The 16,381-nt window shown below is 39.6% G+C and carries 15 protein-coding genes, 1 tRNA gene and 2 pseudogenes; 10 read left to right on the forward strand and 8 right to left on the reverse strand.

Annotation, left to right across the window (positions count from 1 at the left end; genetic code table 11):
• Together B1202_RS16640 and B1202_RS14545 are read right to left on the reverse strand one after the other, a co-directional pair.
• Positions 1–92: pseudogene (locus B1202_RS16640) on the reverse strand (hypothetical protein); the annotation flags it as partial.
• A 132-nt stretch (positions 93–224) separates the two neighbouring features.
• Positions 225–1,067 (reverse strand): annotated as a pseudogene (locus tag B1202_RS14545) (MBL fold metallo-hydrolase); the annotation flags it as partial.
• Positions 1,068–1,328: 261 nt separating this feature from the next.
• On the opposite strand from B1202_RS14545, the gene B1202_RS14550 reads away from it, so the two are divergent.
• Positions 1,329–1,703 (forward strand): diacylglycerol kinase, encoded by a 375-nt coding sequence (locus tag B1202_RS14550; protein ID WP_078191329.1) that lies wholly within the window; start codon positions 1,329–1,331, stop codon positions 1,701–1,703.
• Between the two features lie 140 nt (positions 1,704–1,843).
• On the opposite strand, the gene B1202_RS14555 is transcribed toward B1202_RS14550, so the two are convergent.
• Positions 1,844–3,448, reverse strand: a complete 1,605-nt coding sequence (locus tag B1202_RS14555) for an isocitrate lyase (protein ID WP_078191330.1) — start codon at positions 3,446–3,448, stop codon at positions 1,844–1,846.
• Between the two features lie 684 nt (positions 3,449–4,132).
• Between B1202_RS14555 and B1202_RS14560 the strand changes: the two genes are divergently transcribed.
• The 4 genes from B1202_RS14560 to B1202_RS14575 all read left to right on the forward strand — a co-directional run bounded on the left by B1202_RS14560 (position 4,133) and on the right by B1202_RS14575 (position 8,524).
• Positions 4,133–5,125 (forward strand): LysR family transcriptional regulator, encoded by a 993-nt coding sequence (locus B1202_RS14560; RefSeq protein WP_078191331.1) that lies wholly within the window; start codon positions 4,133–4,135, stop codon positions 5,123–5,125.
• A 129-nt stretch (positions 5,126–5,254) separates the two neighbouring features.
• Positions 5,255–6,583, forward strand: a complete 1,329-nt coding sequence (locus B1202_RS14565) for a hemolysin family protein (protein WP_078191332.1) — start codon at positions 5,255–5,257, stop codon at positions 6,581–6,583.
• 54 nt (positions 6,584–6,637) lie between these two features.
• The gene (locus tag B1202_RS14570; RefSeq protein ID WP_078191333.1) at positions 6,638–6,916 is read left to right on the forward strand and encodes a hypothetical protein; all 279 of its coding nucleotides are present in this window, start codon (positions 6,638–6,640) and stop codon (positions 6,914–6,916) included.
• A 267-nt stretch (positions 6,917–7,183) separates the two neighbouring features.
• Positions 7,184–8,524 carry a CitMHS family transporter gene (locus B1202_RS14575; RefSeq protein ID WP_078191334.1) on the forward strand — a complete coding sequence of 447 codons (1,341 nt, stop codon included), beginning with the start codon at positions 7,184–7,186 and terminating at the stop codon, positions 8,522–8,524.
• 96 nt (positions 8,525–8,620) lie between these two features.
• On the opposite strand, the gene B1202_RS14580 is transcribed toward B1202_RS14575, so the two are convergent.
• Positions 8,621–9,127 carry a hypothetical protein gene (locus B1202_RS14580; protein WP_078191335.1) on the reverse strand — a complete coding sequence of 169 codons (507 nt, stop codon included), beginning with the start codon at positions 9,125–9,127 and terminating at the stop codon, positions 8,621–8,623.
• A 195-nt stretch (positions 9,128–9,322) separates the two neighbouring features.
• Here B1202_RS14580 and B1202_RS14585 point away from each other — a divergent pair, with 195 nt between their 5' ends.
• The 3 genes from B1202_RS14585 (at position 9,323) to B1202_RS14595 (ending at position 11,069) form a co-directional block, all read left to right on the forward strand.
• Positions 9,323–10,057 carry a hypothetical protein gene (locus tag B1202_RS14585; protein WP_078191336.1) on the forward strand — a complete coding sequence of 245 codons (735 nt, stop codon included), beginning with the start codon at positions 9,323–9,325 and terminating at the stop codon, positions 10,055–10,057.
• Positions 10,058–10,226: 169 nt separating this feature from the next.
• Positions 10,227–10,312, forward strand: a tRNA-Leu gene (locus B1202_RS14590).
• 88 nt (positions 10,313–10,400) lie between these two features.
• Entirely contained in the window at positions 10,401–11,069 is a 669-nt protein-coding gene (locus tag B1202_RS14595) for a hypothetical protein (protein ID WP_078191337.1), read from the forward strand.
• A 61-nt stretch (positions 11,070–11,130) separates the two neighbouring features.
• Here B1202_RS14595 and B1202_RS14600 read toward each other — a convergent pair whose 3' ends face one another.
• The 4 genes from B1202_RS14600 to rlmE form a co-directional block, all read right to left on the reverse strand.
• On the reverse strand, positions 11,131–11,445 hold the full coding sequence (locus tag B1202_RS14600) for a DUF5713 family protein (protein ID WP_078191338.1): 315 nt from the start codon (positions 11,443–11,445) through the stop codon (positions 11,131–11,133).
• 88 nt (positions 11,446–11,533) lie between these two features.
• Positions 11,534–12,388 carry a dihydropteroate synthase gene (gene folP, locus B1202_RS14605; RefSeq protein WP_078191442.1) on the reverse strand — a complete coding sequence of 285 codons (855 nt, stop codon included), beginning with the start codon at positions 12,386–12,388 and terminating at the stop codon, positions 11,534–11,536.
• A 112-nt stretch (positions 12,389–12,500) separates the two neighbouring features.
• Complete coding sequence (gene ftsH, locus B1202_RS14610; RefSeq protein WP_078191443.1) at positions 12,501–14,399, reverse strand: ATP-dependent zinc metalloprotease FtsH; 1,899 nt, start codon at positions 14,397–14,399, stop codon at positions 12,501–12,503.
• Between the two features lie 136 nt (positions 14,400–14,535).
• The gene (gene rlmE, locus B1202_RS14615; protein WP_078191339.1) at positions 14,536–15,186 is read right to left on the reverse strand and encodes a 23S rRNA (uridine(2552)-2'-O)-methyltransferase RlmE; all 651 of its coding nucleotides are present in this window, start codon (positions 15,184–15,186) and stop codon (positions 14,536–14,538) included.
• A gap of 195 nt (positions 15,187–15,381) precedes the next feature.
• Here rlmE and B1202_RS14620 point away from each other — a divergent pair, with 195 nt between their 5' ends.
• Positions 15,382–15,705: a YhbY family RNA-binding protein gene (locus B1202_RS14620; protein WP_078191340.1), complete on the forward strand. Its 324-nt coding sequence runs from the start codon at positions 15,382–15,384 to the stop codon at positions 15,703–15,705.
• A gap of 6 nt (positions 15,706–15,711) precedes the next feature.
• Complete coding sequence (locus B1202_RS14625) at positions 15,712–16,251, forward strand: DOMON-like domain-containing protein (RefSeq protein ID WP_078191341.1); 540 nt, start codon at positions 15,712–15,714, stop codon at positions 16,249–16,251.
• Positions 16,252–16,381 lie beyond the last annotated feature (130 nt).

Here is a 16,381-nt window from a genome sequence, read left to right on the forward strand (position 1 = left end):
GCTGTCGGAGCTGTCGGAGCTGTCGGAGCTGTCGGAGCTGTCGGAGCTGTCGGAGCTGTCGGAGCTGTCGGAGCTGTCGGAGCTGTCGGAGCTAAATTTAGCGGGTTCCAACGGAACTGACCATCATTCATTTCACTTATTTTACCAATACCCGGAAATGGTAAATGTGCAAATGCAACAAAGGTTTGCTCTTGAGCAAAACGTTTAAAAATTGCTAAACGAGTTTCACTGGCTTTGACCGGATCGACATCAAAATCGACAGATAATTTGGGTTGTTCAAACTGTAAATGATAGGAATGAACCACATCGCCGAGGATAGCAAAACTTTTAGCTTGCGATTTTAAGATAAAAGAATAATGTCCCGGTGTATGTCCAACACTCGGTAGTACTTCTAATCCATTAATCACAGAACCAACGCTAAAAGTCTTAAAACTCCGCATGGTTTGATAAGGCGCAATCGCAGCTTTAATTTTCGCAACGGTCGCTAAATAACCGTCACGCTTTTCAGCAGCTAAAGTATCGACGGTGCTTTCACTTAACCAATACTGACTTTCTTGTTCATTGACGTAGATCGTTGCATTCGGAAATACGGCCTTACCTTGTTTTGCAATACCACATGCATGATCTGGATGTAAATGGGTTAAGAAAACACTGCGTACACGATTAAGCTTATAGCCAGCCGCTTCAATATTTTGTGCAATAGAACCTAAGTTTGGTCCAAAACAACTGGCTGCACCACTATCAACAAGACTGATGCCGCCTTGTCCATCATCAATCAGATAGGCATTGACACTGGTTTGTATGCCTTTGCTCTGATCAACTGCAAGCTTCTGGAATAAAGCACTAACTTCTTCTGGAGTTAAATTTTGTTTAAACAAATCAGGACTTAATTCGAGTGTCCCATCTTTTAAAGCAATGACTTTATATGCACCCACTTGGAAAGGATAAAATCCCATGGGCTGTGTCACATTCGTTTTGATTTCCGTTTGAATAACTGCCGGCTCTGCACTGACAAACTGGCTGGTTAAAAGTGTTGCTGCAAGCACAGCAAAACTAAAGTTTTTCATTGTTGACCTATATCACTTTTATTATTTCATGCAATGAAGCAAAGGCTTCAAAATTAAAAATTTTAAACGCCTGTATTGTGCCTGAAATTCAGGCAAATTTTAAGTCTAATACTGGATAAACATAGCACTAACTTGATACAGGCTTATGTAAATCATCCTAAATTTTAATGCTCAATAAAATAAAAACTGAATGCAAGAAAACTTTAAGCTTGGCATGCTATATTTTCGCCAGTTTTTAAATCTATACGTCTGTACAGTGCTATGAGTGAAATTTCCCCGTTTAAAGGTAAATCTGGACTTAAACGAATATTAAATGCAACGCAATATTCCCTCGACGGATTCAAAGCTGCGTATCAAAATGAAGCTGCATTTCGACAAATTGTCTGGATGAATATGGTGCTTATTCCCACCAGTTGTTTTCTCGATGTCAGTCGTGCTGAACATGCCCTTATGGTGGTGGTGTGTTTATTTGCCTTGATTGTTGAATTATTCAACTCTGCCATTGAAGCCGTTGTCGACCGCGTATCTTTAGACAAGCATCCACTTTCTAAAATTGCTAAAGATATGGGAAGTGCCGCTCAATTCGTTGCATTAGCAATTATCTTTTTTACTTGGTTAATTATCCTGTTGCCTTAAATAAAGGCTGTCCCACTCTATTTGCAGGGTTATGCCCTGCTTTTTTATATCGATACATGTCAGTAAATGGATTTAACAAAATTTTAAAGCCATAAAAAAACCCAGCTTTCGCTGGGCTTTTTTTTGAATCAGTTCAGTGCTTAGTGAGCAGCGAATTGGTTCATTGTGTTTTTAGCATCATCGTGCGCTTTAAGAGCGTTGTCACCAGAGAAGATTTCTTTGTGATCATCACCGATGTCAGAACCAGCCATTGCTTGGTGTTTAACACAAGAGATCGTACCGCGGATTTCTTTACGTTGAACGCCAGCTACATAAGCAAGCATACCTTGGTCGCCGAAGTAACCTTGAGCAAGCTCATGAGTAGAAAGAGCAGCTGTATGGTAAGTCGGAAGTGTGATCAAGTGATGGAACACACCAGCTTCACGAGAAGCATCTGCTTGGAATGTACGTACTTTTTCGTCAGCATCAGCAGCTAATTCAGTAGCATCGTACTCAGCGCTCATTAGTTTAGCGCGGTCGTAAGCAGAAACGTCTTTACCTTCAGCAACCCAACGGTCGTAAGCTTGTTGACGGAAGTTTAAAGTCCAGTTGAATGAAGGCGAGTTGTTGTAAACAAGCTTAGCATTTGGAACTGTTTCTTTAACACGGTTAACCATGTGAGCGATTTCTTCAACGTTTGGAGTCGCAGTTTCGATCCAAAGAAGGTCAGCGCCGTTTTGAAGGCTAGATACACAGTCAAGTACAACGCGGTCGATTTGCGTGTCTGGACGGAATTGGTACAAACCAGAAGCAAGACGTTTTGGACGGTGAAGTTTACCGTTACGCTTGATTAGGATTTCGTCTTCTTGAGCTTCTGAAATGTCAATTTCAGTTGTGTCTAAGTAGCTGATGTATTGAGAAGCGATGTCGCCTGGCTCTTTAACCACTGGGATTTTTTGAGTCAAGTCAGCGCCTTCAGAGTCAGTACGAGCAACGATGATACCGTCGTCAAGACCCATTTCTAAGAATGCATAGCGAAGAGCGTGGATTTTCGCGATGAAGTCTTCGTGTGGAACTGTAACTTTACCAGCTTGGTGACCGCATTGTTTAGCGTCAGATACTTGGTTTTCGATTTGAAGTGCACAAGCACCCGCTTCGATCATTTTCTTAGCTAGTAAGTAAGTCGCTTCTTCGTTACCGAAACCAGCGTCGATGTCCGCAATAATTGGCACAACGTGAGTTTGGAAACCGTCGATTTGAGCAGTGATTTCAGCAGCTTTAGCAGTATCACCAGCTTCGTTTGCTTTTTTAAGCGCACGGAACAAGTCGTTTAATTCTTTCGCGTCAGCTTGACGTAGGAAAGTGTAGATTTCTTCGATCAATGCAGGTACTGAAGTTTTTTCGTGCATAGATTGGTCAGGAAGTGGACCGAATTCTGAACGAAGAGCTGCAACCATCCAACCTGAAAGGTAGATATAGCGACGTTCAGTTGTACCGAAGTATTTTTTGTTCGCAATCATTTTTTGTTGTGCGATGAAACCGTGCCAGCAACCTAATGATTGAGTGTATTTGCTAGAATCAGCATCATAAGCAGCCATATCACGACGCATAATAGCAGCTGTATATTTCGCAATGTCTAAACCAGTTTTGAAACGGTTTTGCATTTGCATACGTGCAGCATCTTCTGGGCTAATATCGCGCCAAGTGCTTCCGAATTTTGCTTTTAATTCACGGATTGCATCAATCGCTGTTAAGTATGTAGACATGATATGTTCCTGTAATAATATTAGGATTTTTCTGCAACGTAAGGCTAAAATCATACCCTCGAATGATTGTTCAGATTTAGAACACTTCGTTGCGATAGACACAGAGTAGATTGACTAAAAAAATTAATCCAATATTCTGCATTAATTTTCAGTATTTATTTAAAAAATATGTAGATTAAAGTCGTATTATAATAATTAACCAATATTTATAAGTATTTGTATTTAAATACTTTTATTAATATATTTTGCTAATTTTTTTGTCTATTTTTCAAACATTTTGATGAATTATTCTTCATTAGACTTAAGTCGACTGAGCATTCACTTTTAAAAAAAACAGCATTTTTTACGCCATTTTTGCCCAAATTTACCAAGCTAAATACTTGGTTATTCTGTCTTCAAATGATCATGCAAATGAGATATTTCATCTAATTTTTTTGTTTTATGAACATCGCATCACATAAACAAAATTGCTCCGTATTTTTATTTCATTCACTTTAAAAATATCGGTCTAAACAGGTAATAAGTATTTAAGAAGTATGTGCTACAACTTCAGCAAATTTGTCTTAAAACTGCTGAATTTTAGTACAAAAGTACACGTCATTTTTTCATCCATTTTTTACACAAGCCTTAGTAGTTATGGCATAATCAGATAAATTTCATGATTTTATTGTCGGTATTTATTTTATGAATCTGGAGCGGGTCGATCTCAATCTATTAATTTATCTTGATGTACTTCTTCGTGAAAAAAATGTGACTCGTGCTGCCGAGCAACTGGGTGTAACTCAGCCTGCGATGAGTAATATTTTACGTCGTCTACGCAACTTATTTAATGATCCACTTCTTATTCGTTCTTCAGAAGGTATGACACCTACAGAACGTGCGCTTGAATTACAGCCACGTATCCGTGATGCACTTTCTGACCTTTCGATGATTTTAGAACCCCGTACCGAGTTCCGACCTTACACTTCAAATCGTGTCTTCCGCATCATGACTTCAGATTATGCTGAAGCAACACTGGTGCCGCGCCTAGTAAAAGCTTTGCGCTCAGAAGCACCCAATGTGGTTCTCGATTTTTTAACGCCTAGTGATGTGTCTTATCGAGATATGGAACAAGGTAAAGTCGACTTGGCGATTAACCGCTTTAATGAAATTCCGCAAAGTTTCCACCAAGTTTTGGTCTGGCGTGACAGTTTTTCATGCCTTTTAAATGCCAAACACCCTGCTGCAAATAATTTAAACCTGAAAAGCTATCTAGATGCACAACACATTTGGGTATCTAAAACAGGTATGGGTGTGGGTTTTGGTGTCAATCCAGAAAAACAAGCGGGTTTAGGGTGGATTGATCAAGCCTTAGAACGTATTGGCCAAAAACGTAAAATTTCAGTTTTCACCCGTCATTATCAAATGCCAGGCTTATTGGCATCGAATGTTGACTTGGTTGCGACTCTGCCAAGCCGTATTGCTCGCCTTCAAGCCAAAAGTCAAAACCTATTACTTCGTGATCCACCATTCTATATTCCTGAATTTGAATTAAAAATGGCATGGTGTCCTTTACTTCATCATCACCCTGCTCATCGCTGGTTACGTCAACTTATTTTGTATGTTGCACGTCAAATGATTGAAGAAGAAAACCGCGAATACTTAATGAATAACTCTCAGTTTTCACAGTATCAGTAATTAATTCTTTAATTCCTTATTAATTCAAACGTATACTGTCACTATATAGGTAGTAGTTAAGACTACTACCTTGCCCATTTTTGTGTTAGAAATACAGAAAAATAGAATGAATCACAAACAGGTGTATTCGTGAGCCTTTTCCAAAATATAGTCATTATTATTCTCCTGATCGTCGGTGCGGGTTTTCTATCCTTAACAGAAATTGCCCTCGCGGGTGCACGAAAAGTAAAGCTTAAAATTTTGGCTGAATCTGGAGATTCACGTGCACAACGTGTGCTTGACTTACAAGCCAACTCAGCAGACTTTTTCGCCGCATCACAAATTGGCTTAAATGCCGTGGCAATTCTCGGCGGTATTTTGGGTGAAGGTGCATTTCGTCCTTATTTCATAACCTTAGTGACCCGTTTTTATCAGGGCCCGTGGACTGAAACCATTGGTTTCACCCTGTCGTTTACTTTAGTCACCTCCTTATTCATTCTATTTGCTGATTTGATGCCAAAACGTTTGGCGATGATCGCACCTGAAAAAATTGCCGTTGCTGTTGTTGACCCGATTCAAATCTTTATTAAAGTGTGTAAGCCAATGGCGTGGGTGATTAATGCCATTGCCAATTTGTTGTTTCGTTTATTCAAAGTGAATACAACACGTGATGACAATATTACCTTTGACGACATTTCAGCTGTGATGGATGCCGGTGCTCAAGCTGGTGTACTTCAAAAACAAGAACACCATTTTATTGAAAACGTATTTGAACTGGAAGAACGTAATGTCCCTTCAAGTATGACCACACGTGAAAATGTGGTGTACTTTACCCTCAAAGAATCAGAAGCCAGTATTCGTCAAAAACTCGCTGAATTTCCATATTCGAAGTTTTTGGTCTGTAGTGAAAATATTGATGACGTGATTGGCTATGTCGATGCCAAAGATATTTTGGTTCGTATCTTGAACAATCAGTCACTTTTACAACTCAACGAAAATACCATTCGTAATGTCCTCACGATTCCAGATACTTTAACACTGTCCGAATTACTCGATCGTTTCCGTTCAACCAAAGAAAAATTTGCCGTTGTAATTAACGAATATGCGTTGGTTGTCGGCGTTATTACCCTCTCCGACATTATGATTACCGTGATGGGCGACTGGGTAACACCGATTGAAGCAGAACAACAAATTATTAAACGTGATGCGGATTCTTGGCTCATCGATGGCAGTACACCAATCGAAGATCTAAAACATGCACTCGCTCTAGATGAAATGCCGGATGAAGAAAACTATGAAACCCTTGCGGGCTTTATGATGTTTAAACTACGTAAAATTCCACGTCCAGCGGACTTTGTTACCTATCATGGCTACAAATTTGAAGTTGTGGATGTAGACCACTTTAAAATTGACCAATTATTAGTGACCCGCTTACAACAGGCTGAAACTGAACTTGATACACCAGAAGAATCGGATTAATTCGATTCTTCTTTTTTCTAAAACAATAAAATATAAATACGATGGAATACGAAGATGTCTTTTTCACTTAAAGCGATTTTGACTTGCTTTAGTTTTTATACTGGGGCTTATCTGATCTATTATTTTTTCAAAGCTCATCCACAACCTTTATTTCTATTGCTCGGTGTTGCACTGATCGTCACTGCTTGGTTTTTAACGCCTTATCCCTATGAACGTGGCAGACAACAATATGACGAAACTATGCGTTTTGGTCTGTTTTTTTATAATCCGTTAATTTTTTGGTTTCGATTTTTTAGTTGGCCGATTCGGACGCTACTGTCTATTTTTGCTTAAGCGCATTTGTTGTGATCAAACTGGATCTGCACAGCACTTACAGTTCTCTACAGATGTTGAATAAATGTAAACAGACCACTTTTTTTGAATAAAAATTAAAATAAATCAAAAAATCCCTCTTCCCTAATACCTTCATTATTAATGACTATTTTTCATTAAAATAGTGATGTATTTCACATTTTCTCACCTTTGTTTTGACTGATGAAATTTCTCTTTATGCTCTGCCCTTGGATTTAAAAACAGCTTTATATTTCAAAGGAATGAACCATGTTAACCGTACTCGGTTTGGGCATGATCTTGTGCTTTATGTATTTGATCATGACGAAACGCTTAAGCCCACTTGTCGCACTGACTTTAATTCCCCTTCTTTTTGCCTTGATTGCGTGGTTACTTGGTTTTTATTTTGACAGCTTGTCATACATACAGATAAATGAAATTGGCGACATGATGATTGAAGGTGTAAAAAAACTTGCACCGACCGGCATCATGCTGCTTTTTGCAATTCTGTATTTTGCCATCATGATTGATACCGGATTGTTCGACCCTTCGGTGAAATTTATTTTAAAAATGGTCAAAGGTGATCCCTTAAAAGTCGTCCTTGGAACCATTACCCTGACGTTAATTGTCTCTTTAGATGGAGATGGTTCTACAACCTATATGATCTGTGTTGCTGCCATGCTGCCACTCTATAAGCGCTTAGGTATGAGCCCATTGATTATGGCATGTTTGATTATGCTCTCTAGCGGCATTATGAACCTTACGCCATGGGGTGGGCCTACAGCCCGCGCCGCCAGTGCACTTCATGTCGACCCAAGTGATGTTTTTGTTCCGATGGTTTTACCGATGCTATTTGCCATCGGCTGGTTGTACTTTTTGGGAACCATGTATGGTCGAATGGAAAGAAAGCGTCTGGGAATTGTCCAATTGGATATCAGCCATGGTGAAAACATTCAAATCTCAGACAATCCAGAAGCCAACCGCGCAGATCTACGTTGGTTCAATGCACTGTTAACCGTCATTTTGATGATTTGTCTGGTTTTCAGTATTTTACCTATGCCTATTTTATTCATGGTGGCTTTGTGTATTGCGCTAGTCGTCAACTACAAAAATGTCGACTTGCAGAAAAAGTTAATCGCACATCATGCAGGTAGTGCTTTAAATGTGGTCGGTATCATTTTTGCTGCAGGTATTTTTACCGGAATTTTAGCCGGAACAGGCATGGTAGAAGCCATGTCTAAAGAACTAGTGGCAATTATCCCTGAAAGTATGGGTCCCTATTTAGCACCGATTACTGCTGTCATTAGTATGCCAATGACTTTCTTTATGTCGAATGATGCTTTCTATTTTGGGGTATTGCCGATTCTTTCCGATGCTGCCGCTCATTATGGAATTGCACCTGTAGAAATGGCACGTGCCTCGATCGTAGGGCAACCTGTACACCTACTCTCACCGCTTGTCCCTTCGACCTATTTACTCTGTGGACTTGCGGGGATCGAGTTTGGACAACATCAAAAATTTACCATTATCTGGGCTGTAATCACGTGTTTTGTCATGTTAGCAGCAGGTCTGATCTTTGGAATGTTTCCGTTTTATTCGATCTTAACTTAAAAAGTTAAAGATAAAAAAAGCACCATCAGGTGCTTTTTTATGCTTAACAATACAGAACTAGCCAGTGCTTTACACTCACAGGTTCATTTGTAGTGATTAATGCTTTGAAATTAATGCTTCTAGAACTGCTTCATAATGAATGCGAATGTCATCTTCTAAAATTTTATAAACATTGTCGAATTGCACCATTGGCCAGCCTTCTTTCCAAAATGGGAAAATATTATGCAGGTCATGAGTCACCGTTGCGTCTTCACGTACAATTGCTTGTGCAACTTGTGACAATACTTGTGCAGTTTCAGCACCATCAATTGCTAAATAATCGATACCACGAACTTTCAAAATACGGATACGATCTTTTTTGTAGCGGATTTTTTTACTTTGGCCTTCATTTAAGCCTAAAGCTAAAGTCACAGCTTCAACAAATTTATCTTCAAATGCTTGATTTAATTTTACCAAAGCTTGTTTGTGTGCTTCTTGACGACCAGCTTTTCCCCCACTACGAATCACTTCATTTGCTTCAGTATTTAAAACATCTGATTTCATCGACTGAAGAATGTCTAGAATTTCGATATCGCTTAATGTTTCAGGAGAGTGATCAGTCATAAACTGCCTATAAAAACTTAATATTCAATAAGTATGTATTTTCGCATAAAAGCAGCATGAAAACTGCGACCTTCGCTATAGAAATTGCGTTTTCTCTTATAATGTTCAGATATACAACATAATTTAGAAAAAAATTATGTCAAAAATATCGAAATCAACTATATTACTTTCACGCTTTAATACTAACGTCACAATATGGCTCAAAAGAAACAGGCTGCTCTTTACCTTCAACAACTGAAACAGCAATATCCAGCAGCCTTTAAACATAATTATTTATTTTATAGCCAACTGAAAACTCAAGGCATTTTAGACGAACTCAAAGAGCTTATTCCTTGGGTTTTGGCGGCGATGATTTTTATTTCTTTGAGCATGAGTATTGGACATGCAGTGCAACTGTATTTTCCAGAAATGAGTGAGTTTCGAGCTCATGGTATTGCTGTACTAAGTATTATGTTGTTTTTCATGCTGGTTGTGCCCTTAGTCATCAAGCAAATTAAGCACAGTTCAATGTCCCTGTATCAAAGTTTGAAGAATACGCCGTTCAGACTTGCGATCGTGATTTTATTACAGTTACTCAATATCGCCTTTTTACAAAGCACCTTCGTTCAATCTGTATTGTTCTTTTTCGCCATGAGTTTCGGCTTCGTGCGTTTTTATAAAGAAAATCTATTCAAAGGTGGAAGTAACACGCAAGAATACTATTTTCTGCAAGAGACACGTCGTATTGCTTATTGGTCGTATAAACAAATGCTTAAAGCAAAATTACGTTTGACACTCAGTAATCCAAATCAAGCACATCATAAACAGTTATCTGAGCGCTTTACACAGTTCCAAAATTTGCACATACAAATGCTACATCAGGAAAATCAGCTGTGTAAAAAGCTAAAACACCAAAATGTTGAACATTATCTTGATGAGTTAATGAAATAAGTCAGCGTTAATGAAGTGCAATAAACTTTCAATTACAGCTTAAAAAGTCCTTCAATACATCAATATTTTTGAATATTTTCAACTTATATGCATGAATTGATTGATTTTAAAACAAACACCATCAAATACACTTGCCAAGCTCCATTTCGTCCTCTATTATTGCGCACATGCCCGAGTGGTGAAATCGGTAGACACAGGGGATTTAAAATCCCCCGCCCACAAAGCGTGCCAGTTCGAGTCTGGCCTCGGGCACCATTCTTATACTTCTAAGATTGGTGCAATAAAAGATCCAGCAATTTGCTGGTTTTTTTATGCCTAAAATTTATAAATCTATTATTATTCAATGCCAATACCTTCAGATTTTGATCTCCCTGCACTACAACTCAAGCATCCCGATGCTTTTTATCAACGGTTGCTGTTTGCGCATTTTAAAATTATCAATCTCACACCCACTGCACCTGTTTTAATCTTTAGCTTTTGCCTGATACTTTTTATCTCACTTGGCAGCGCTGTACTTGGGCATATGCTTTCAACGGCATTTTCAATACACGACCCCAAAATGGCGTTCAATCTTGGTGTATTGATTATTCTTCCTTTGATCTATTGCTATGTCTGGTATGCACATTATCAAACACGTTTTAGCAGTAAGTCCGCAGTTCAACGTCTGCAAATACAACTGTATCTCCTTGGGGGATTCACACTTATCCTCGCTATAAACTTTAAGTATCTACAAACAGATGTATTAAACCTCATCAGTCTCTGCGGACTTTTTTTCAGTCTGTTTTTATGTGTATTTACTGAATTATTTTATAAACCTGAAAGCAGCGCCATTGAACGAGTAAAACTACAAAAGCTTCGCCAACTGGCATTTTGGTCTTATCAACAATCTTTAAAACAAACAGAGCATCAAACGTATTACTGCACCCTTCACCTACAAGCCATGCAAGAAGAACAGAAACTTTCAGTATCGATCAAATCATCGTTTAAAGATTTTATAGACAATTCTGAATAATTTTATAAATCCCTAGACACAAAAAAGCCCTGTCACTACAGGGCTTTTTTTTAAAGTTCAATTACCATTCTCGGTTAGCAACCAACTCTTCCATTTCAATATCCATATGGCCTTCATCTTGCAGCACCATCATCATGGCTTCTGCAATATAATCTGCAGCTGTATCATCCAAAGACGAATCTAAATCTTCAAATTGAGGTTTCATCTTATTGAGCTGTGCAACCGTTTCATTGGCAAAATGGTAGATATCAGTTGAACTTAAATCTGCTTTTGCAATTTTCTTCGCAAATTGAACAACCAATAACTTCACCTCTGCAACCAACACATCTGGGTAATATTCATCATCAAACATGGGTAGCAGTAAATCTGCAAACATACGAAACTCTATCACAAAACATTCAGGGCGCTTATATAACACAAATACTACAATTCACCAAATTTATTGGGATTTAGTATTTTTCAAATTACACCGCATTCTGCATGGCTTGCCAAACACGTATCGCATCTACCGTCGCTTTGACGTCATGTGCGCGAACCATACATGCACCTTGTTGAATGCTGAGTAAATGCGCTACAACCGATCCTACAGCGCGATTTTGTGCATCTGCACCGCCAAGTGCCTCACCGATAAAACGCTTACGAGATAATGCAGACAGGATCGGATAGCCCATGTCACTCAATTGATAGAATTGCTGTAAAAGCTTTAAGTTTTGCTGCGCATTTTTAGCAAAGCCGAAACCCGGATCAATCATAATGTTTTCTGCACGGACACCTGCGTCTAATGCATCTTGCACACGTTGCTTTAATTCATCGATGACATCAGCCACGACATCTTGATACTGATCTAGATTATTCATCGTGGTGGGTTCGCCACGCATATGCATAATGATCACTGGAATATTCAGTTTTGCAGCGGTTTCTAAGGCATTCGGCCGAGTTAATGCACGTACATCATTCCAGATATGCGCACCTGCCTGAACCGCTGCCTCAATCACCTCAGGTTGCGAGGTATCGATAGAAATCACCACATTGTGTTTGGATAAGGCCTCAACGACGGGTACCACCCGTCGAATTTCTTCTTCAACCTCAACAATAGATGCGCCTGGACGTGTTGACTCACCACCGACATCGATCACTGTCGCGCCATCCGCAATCATTTGTAAGGCATGTGCTATAGCTTGGTCTTTACCATTATGTTTGCCACCATCACTGAAAGAGTCCGGTGTGACATTTAAAATCCCCATCACATGTGGCTGAGACAAATCTAATTGCAAATTACCACAATTTAAAATTTTATTAGGCAAAGACACCAACTTCATATTACACATCCCAGATTTTGCAGTGCTTATTTTAACGCTAAGTTTGCTCTGCATTTCGCTCACATGCATTTATTTTCATATAAAAAAACCACCCGAAGGTGGTTTTAAAATTTTATGCTTTTGGCAATGACGGCAATGGTGGTGGAACATCTGGACCATCCGTTGGTGTTACATCAATCACTGGATTTTCAGCAATGTACACTTTTGGTGGTTGAGGTTCGCGACCTTCCATAATGTCACGGATTTGATCACGATCAATGGTTTCCCATTCAAGCAATGCTTTCACCATGGCATGAGCGATATCTTTGTTATTTTCAAGAATATCACGAGCAACTTTATATTGCTCATCTAAAATACGGCGAACTTCACGGTCAACTTCAAGCTGAGTTGCTTCAGAAATCACACGACTTCCTAAACCACCCATGAATGACTGCTGTGAATCATCTTCGTAAACCATGACGCCCATTTTATCGGACATACCGTATTTAGTAACCATTGCACGTGCCATTTTCGTTGCACGTTCAAAGTCATTTGAAGCACCAGTCGACATTTGGTTAATGAAGACTTCTTCTGCAATACGACCACCAAACAAAATTGAAAGTTCATTCAACATTTTGTCTTTGTAATGGCTAGTTTGGTCATGTTCAGGCAACTGCCAAGTCACACCCAGTGCCCAACCACGCGGCATAATTGTCACTTTATGCACAGGGTCTGTACCCGGCAAGATTTCAGCAACAATCGCATGACCTGCTTCATGATAAGCCGTCGCACGACGTTCTTCTTCACGAATCACCATCGATTTACGTTCAGGACCCATGTAAAGCTTGTCTTTTGCATCTTCAAAGTCATGCATATCGACCGTGTTCTTGTTACGACGTGCAGCAAACAGTGCCGCTTCGTTTACAAGGTTAGCCAACTGAGCACCCGAGAAGCCCGGTGTACCACGTGCCAAGACTTTAACATCCACACCAGTCACAGAAGGTAATTTTTTCAAATGTACATTCAGGATTTGCTCACGACCTTTAATATCCGGTAGAGATACCATCACTTGACGGTCAAAACGACCCGGACGAAGTAAAGCTTTATCCAATACGTCAGCACGGTTTGTTGCAGCAATGACGATAATACCTTCGTTGCCTTCAAAGCCATCCATTTCAACCAACATTTGGTTTAATGTTTGCTCACGCTCATCATTACCACCGCCTGTACCTGAACCACGGTGACGACCAACGGCATCGATCTCATCGATGAAAATGATACATGGCGCATGACGCTTTGCTTGTTCAAACATGTCACGGACACGAGACGCACCCACACCCACGAACATTTCAACAAAGTCAGAACCCGAAATACTAAAGAAAGGTACTTTCGCTTCACCCGCAATCGCTTTAGCAAGTAAAGTTTTACCCGTACCCGGAGGACCAACCATAAGCACGCCTTTCGGAATGCTTGCACCAAGTCGTTTGAACTTAGATGGATCTTTTAGGAAGTCAACGATTTCAACAACTTCTTGTTTAGCTTCATCACAGCCCGCAACATCAGTAAATGTCACTTTGATTTGGTCTTCAGACAGCATTTTTGCTTTTGACTTACCAAAACTCATTGGGCCATTCTTACCACCAGCTCCACCACCCATGTTGCGCATAAAGAACATGAATAACAGAATGATTAAAAGAACAGGGAAACTTGCAATCAGAAGTTGCATCAAAATACTTTGACGCTGTGGCGCTGTACCTTCAACAACAACATTGTTCTTGATCAGGTTCGGCATAAGTTCAGGATCTTGAACCGCAGGACGGATACTTTCAAACTCTGAACCGTTTGATTTTTCGCCACGAATTCTTTCGCCATCAATGGTGACTTGTTTAATCTGACCCGCATTTACGGCTGCCACGAACTCAGAATAGTTCATCGCGGTCGGTTGATTGCGGTCACTGACGTTGCTGAAGATTAAAACCAGCACGCCTAGGATAACCAGCCACAACACGGCATTCTTAAAAAGATCGCTCAAAGCTTTATTCCCATTTCTATCTAATTCGTTCAATCCCACTTACATGGGTGACTCTAATACTTACGCTGCAGAGTAGCTTCGCAATAATTTAAAAACGTACAAAATGCACAATTTTTAACGAGTTGGCAAGTAAACTTTACTTGAAAGCTTTCTTACGTCCCTGCCCGATTAAAAACACTTCTTTAGATCGAGCACGTGAAGCCGCCGGTTTTGCTGTTTTCAGCACATCAAATGTGTCTACAACTTGCTTACGGTATTCATCAAATCCAATACCTTGGAACACTTTAACAACAAACTGTCCATTTGGTCCAAGAACCTTTTGAGCAAAGTCGATTGCTAATTCACAAAGATAGATCTGACGCGGTTGATCTACAGCCTTATTACCTGATGTATTGGGGGCCATATCTGAAATTACAACGTCTACAGTACGTCCATCTAAAATTTTTAACAATTCATCGAACACTTCTTGTTCACGAAAGTCACCTTGCAAGAAGGTCACATCGGGTAAAGCATCCATTGGTAGAATATCAGAAGCAATAACCAAACCTTTGTCGCCAACAAGTTTACCGGCAATTTGCGACCAACTACCTGGTGCAGCACCTAAGTCGACAACAGTCATGCCTGGCTTGATCAATTTGTATTTTTCTTGAATTTCAAGCAATTTATAAGCGGCACGCGCACGATATCCTTCCTTTTGTGCTTTTTTCACAAAGGGGTCATCAAGATGCTCACGCATCCAGTCACGACTACTTTTGGATAATTTCTGGTTAGTAATGCGGGTAGCCATAACTCTCTAAATAAAAAAAACTTCTCAGTCTTGATTGTACGTGAAATTCAGCACTTTTGCAGTAGACATGTGTATCTAAAAAGCATCTTAAATCATGTTTTTTTCAATAATCTTCATCGAGAAAATGCCGATTAAATACAGCGCTTCAACTTTGATTTTGCTATACTAGGTCGTTTTTAAAATTAGGTTATATTTATGGCGGCTTTATCTATTCAAGAACGTAAACGCTTACGTCAAATTGGTCACACCCTAAACCCAGTTGTAATGGTTGCGGACAAAGGCTTATCAGAAAGCGTTGTTGAAGAATTAAACCGTGCGTTAAACGACCATGAGTTAATTAAAGTGAAAGTTGTGGCAGAAGACCGTGAAGCTCGTGCTGCAATGATTACTGAAATTGCGACTGTTTCAGGTTCTGAAGTTGTTCAAACGATTGGTAAGATTGCTTTGATTTACCGCAAAGCGGCAAAACAAAATGCAAAACTGTCTAACCTTGTTCGCTACGCACACCTGTCTAACTAAACATTTATGGCAAGTTTCGAACTCAGCGCTTTTGATCGTCGCTTTCAGGCTGTATCAGTCGTTGGTGCTATCGAACAACAAAGCCCATATACTTTAAATGTGGGTTATTGGATTCGAGACCCAAATCAACTGATTCAATGGCCAGAATTGGTATCAGCTCATCCACGAATCGATTTTTTGTGGGAACAGACCTGCTTAGAAGTTTTTATTGGTGTACGCAACGAAGACTTTTATCGTGAAATCAACCTCTCCCCTTCACAAGCTTGGCAGGCTTACCAGTTTGAAGAATATCGCTATCCAGAAGATATGCCGCCACAAGCTGCTTACGATATTGAACTGAATCAGTTGAAACGGACGCACTATGGCTTAAATGTCAGTCTTGATCTGACAGAATTTATGCTGAAGTACAAACTTAAATGGGAAGATCTCTATATCGGTCTAACTGCAGTACTGAAAACCCCTCAAGGTGAACAGTACTATGCCATGCAGCATAGTAGTCCAAATGCTGACTTTCACAACAAGCGTGATTGGCTACATCAGTTCTAAACTATTTGATGTTTTGATCTTCGATAAAAAGCAAAAGTACGATCTTTTGCTTTTTTATTGCCTGTTTATTTTAAATAAGTATTTTGGACTTAAATGTACTATTCACAATAAGGGAGCCATTAATGACTCC

It is taken from the genome of Acinetobacter amyesii (genome assembly GCF_002018365.1).
GTDB classification, from domain to species: Bacteria; Pseudomonadota; Gammaproteobacteria; order Pseudomonadales; family Moraxellaceae; genus Acinetobacter; species Acinetobacter amyesii.

Coding starts and splice junctions, on each gene's coding strand:
- B1202_RS14550 (WP_078191329.1), top strand. CDS start 1,329: ATGAGTGAAATTTCCCCGTTTAAAGGTAAATCTGGACTTAAACGAATA.
- B1202_RS14555 (WP_078191330.1), bottom strand. CDS start 3,448: ATGTCTACATACTTAACAGCGATTGATGCAATCCGTGAATTAAAAGCA.
- B1202_RS14560 (WP_078191331.1), top strand. CDS start 4,133: ATGAATCTGGAGCGGGTCGATCTCAATCTATTAATTTATCTTGATGTA.
- B1202_RS14570 (WP_078191333.1), top strand. CDS start 6,638: ATGTCTTTTTCACTTAAAGCGATTTTGACTTGCTTTAGTTTTTATACT.
- B1202_RS14575 (WP_078191334.1), top strand. CDS start 7,184: ATGTTAACCGTACTCGGTTTGGGCATGATCTTGTGCTTTATGTATTTG.
- B1202_RS14580 (WP_078191335.1), bottom strand. CDS start 9,127: ATGACTGATCACTCTCCTGAAACATTAAGCGATATCGAAATTCTAGAC.
- B1202_RS14585 (WP_078191336.1), top strand. CDS start 9,323: ATGGCTCAAAAGAAACAGGCTGCTCTTTACCTTCAACAACTGAAACAG.
- B1202_RS14595 (WP_078191337.1), top strand. CDS start 10,401: ATGCCAATACCTTCAGATTTTGATCTCCCTGCACTACAACTCAAGCAT.
- B1202_RS14600 (WP_078191338.1), bottom strand. CDS start 11,445: ATGTTTGCAGATTTACTGCTACCCATGTTTGATGATGAATATTACCCA.
- folP (WP_078191442.1), bottom strand. CDS start 12,388: ATGAAGTTGGTGTCTTTGCCTAATAAAATTTTAAATTGTGGTAATTTG.
- rlmE (WP_078191339.1), bottom strand. CDS start 15,186: ATGGCTACCCGCATTACTAACCAGAAATTATCCAAAAGTAGTCGTGAC.
- B1202_RS14620 (WP_078191340.1), top strand. CDS start 15,382: ATGGCGGCTTTATCTATTCAAGAACGTAAACGCTTACGTCAAATTGGT.
- B1202_RS14625 (WP_078191341.1), top strand. CDS start 15,712: ATGGCAAGTTTCGAACTCAGCGCTTTTGATCGTCGCTTTCAGGCTGTA.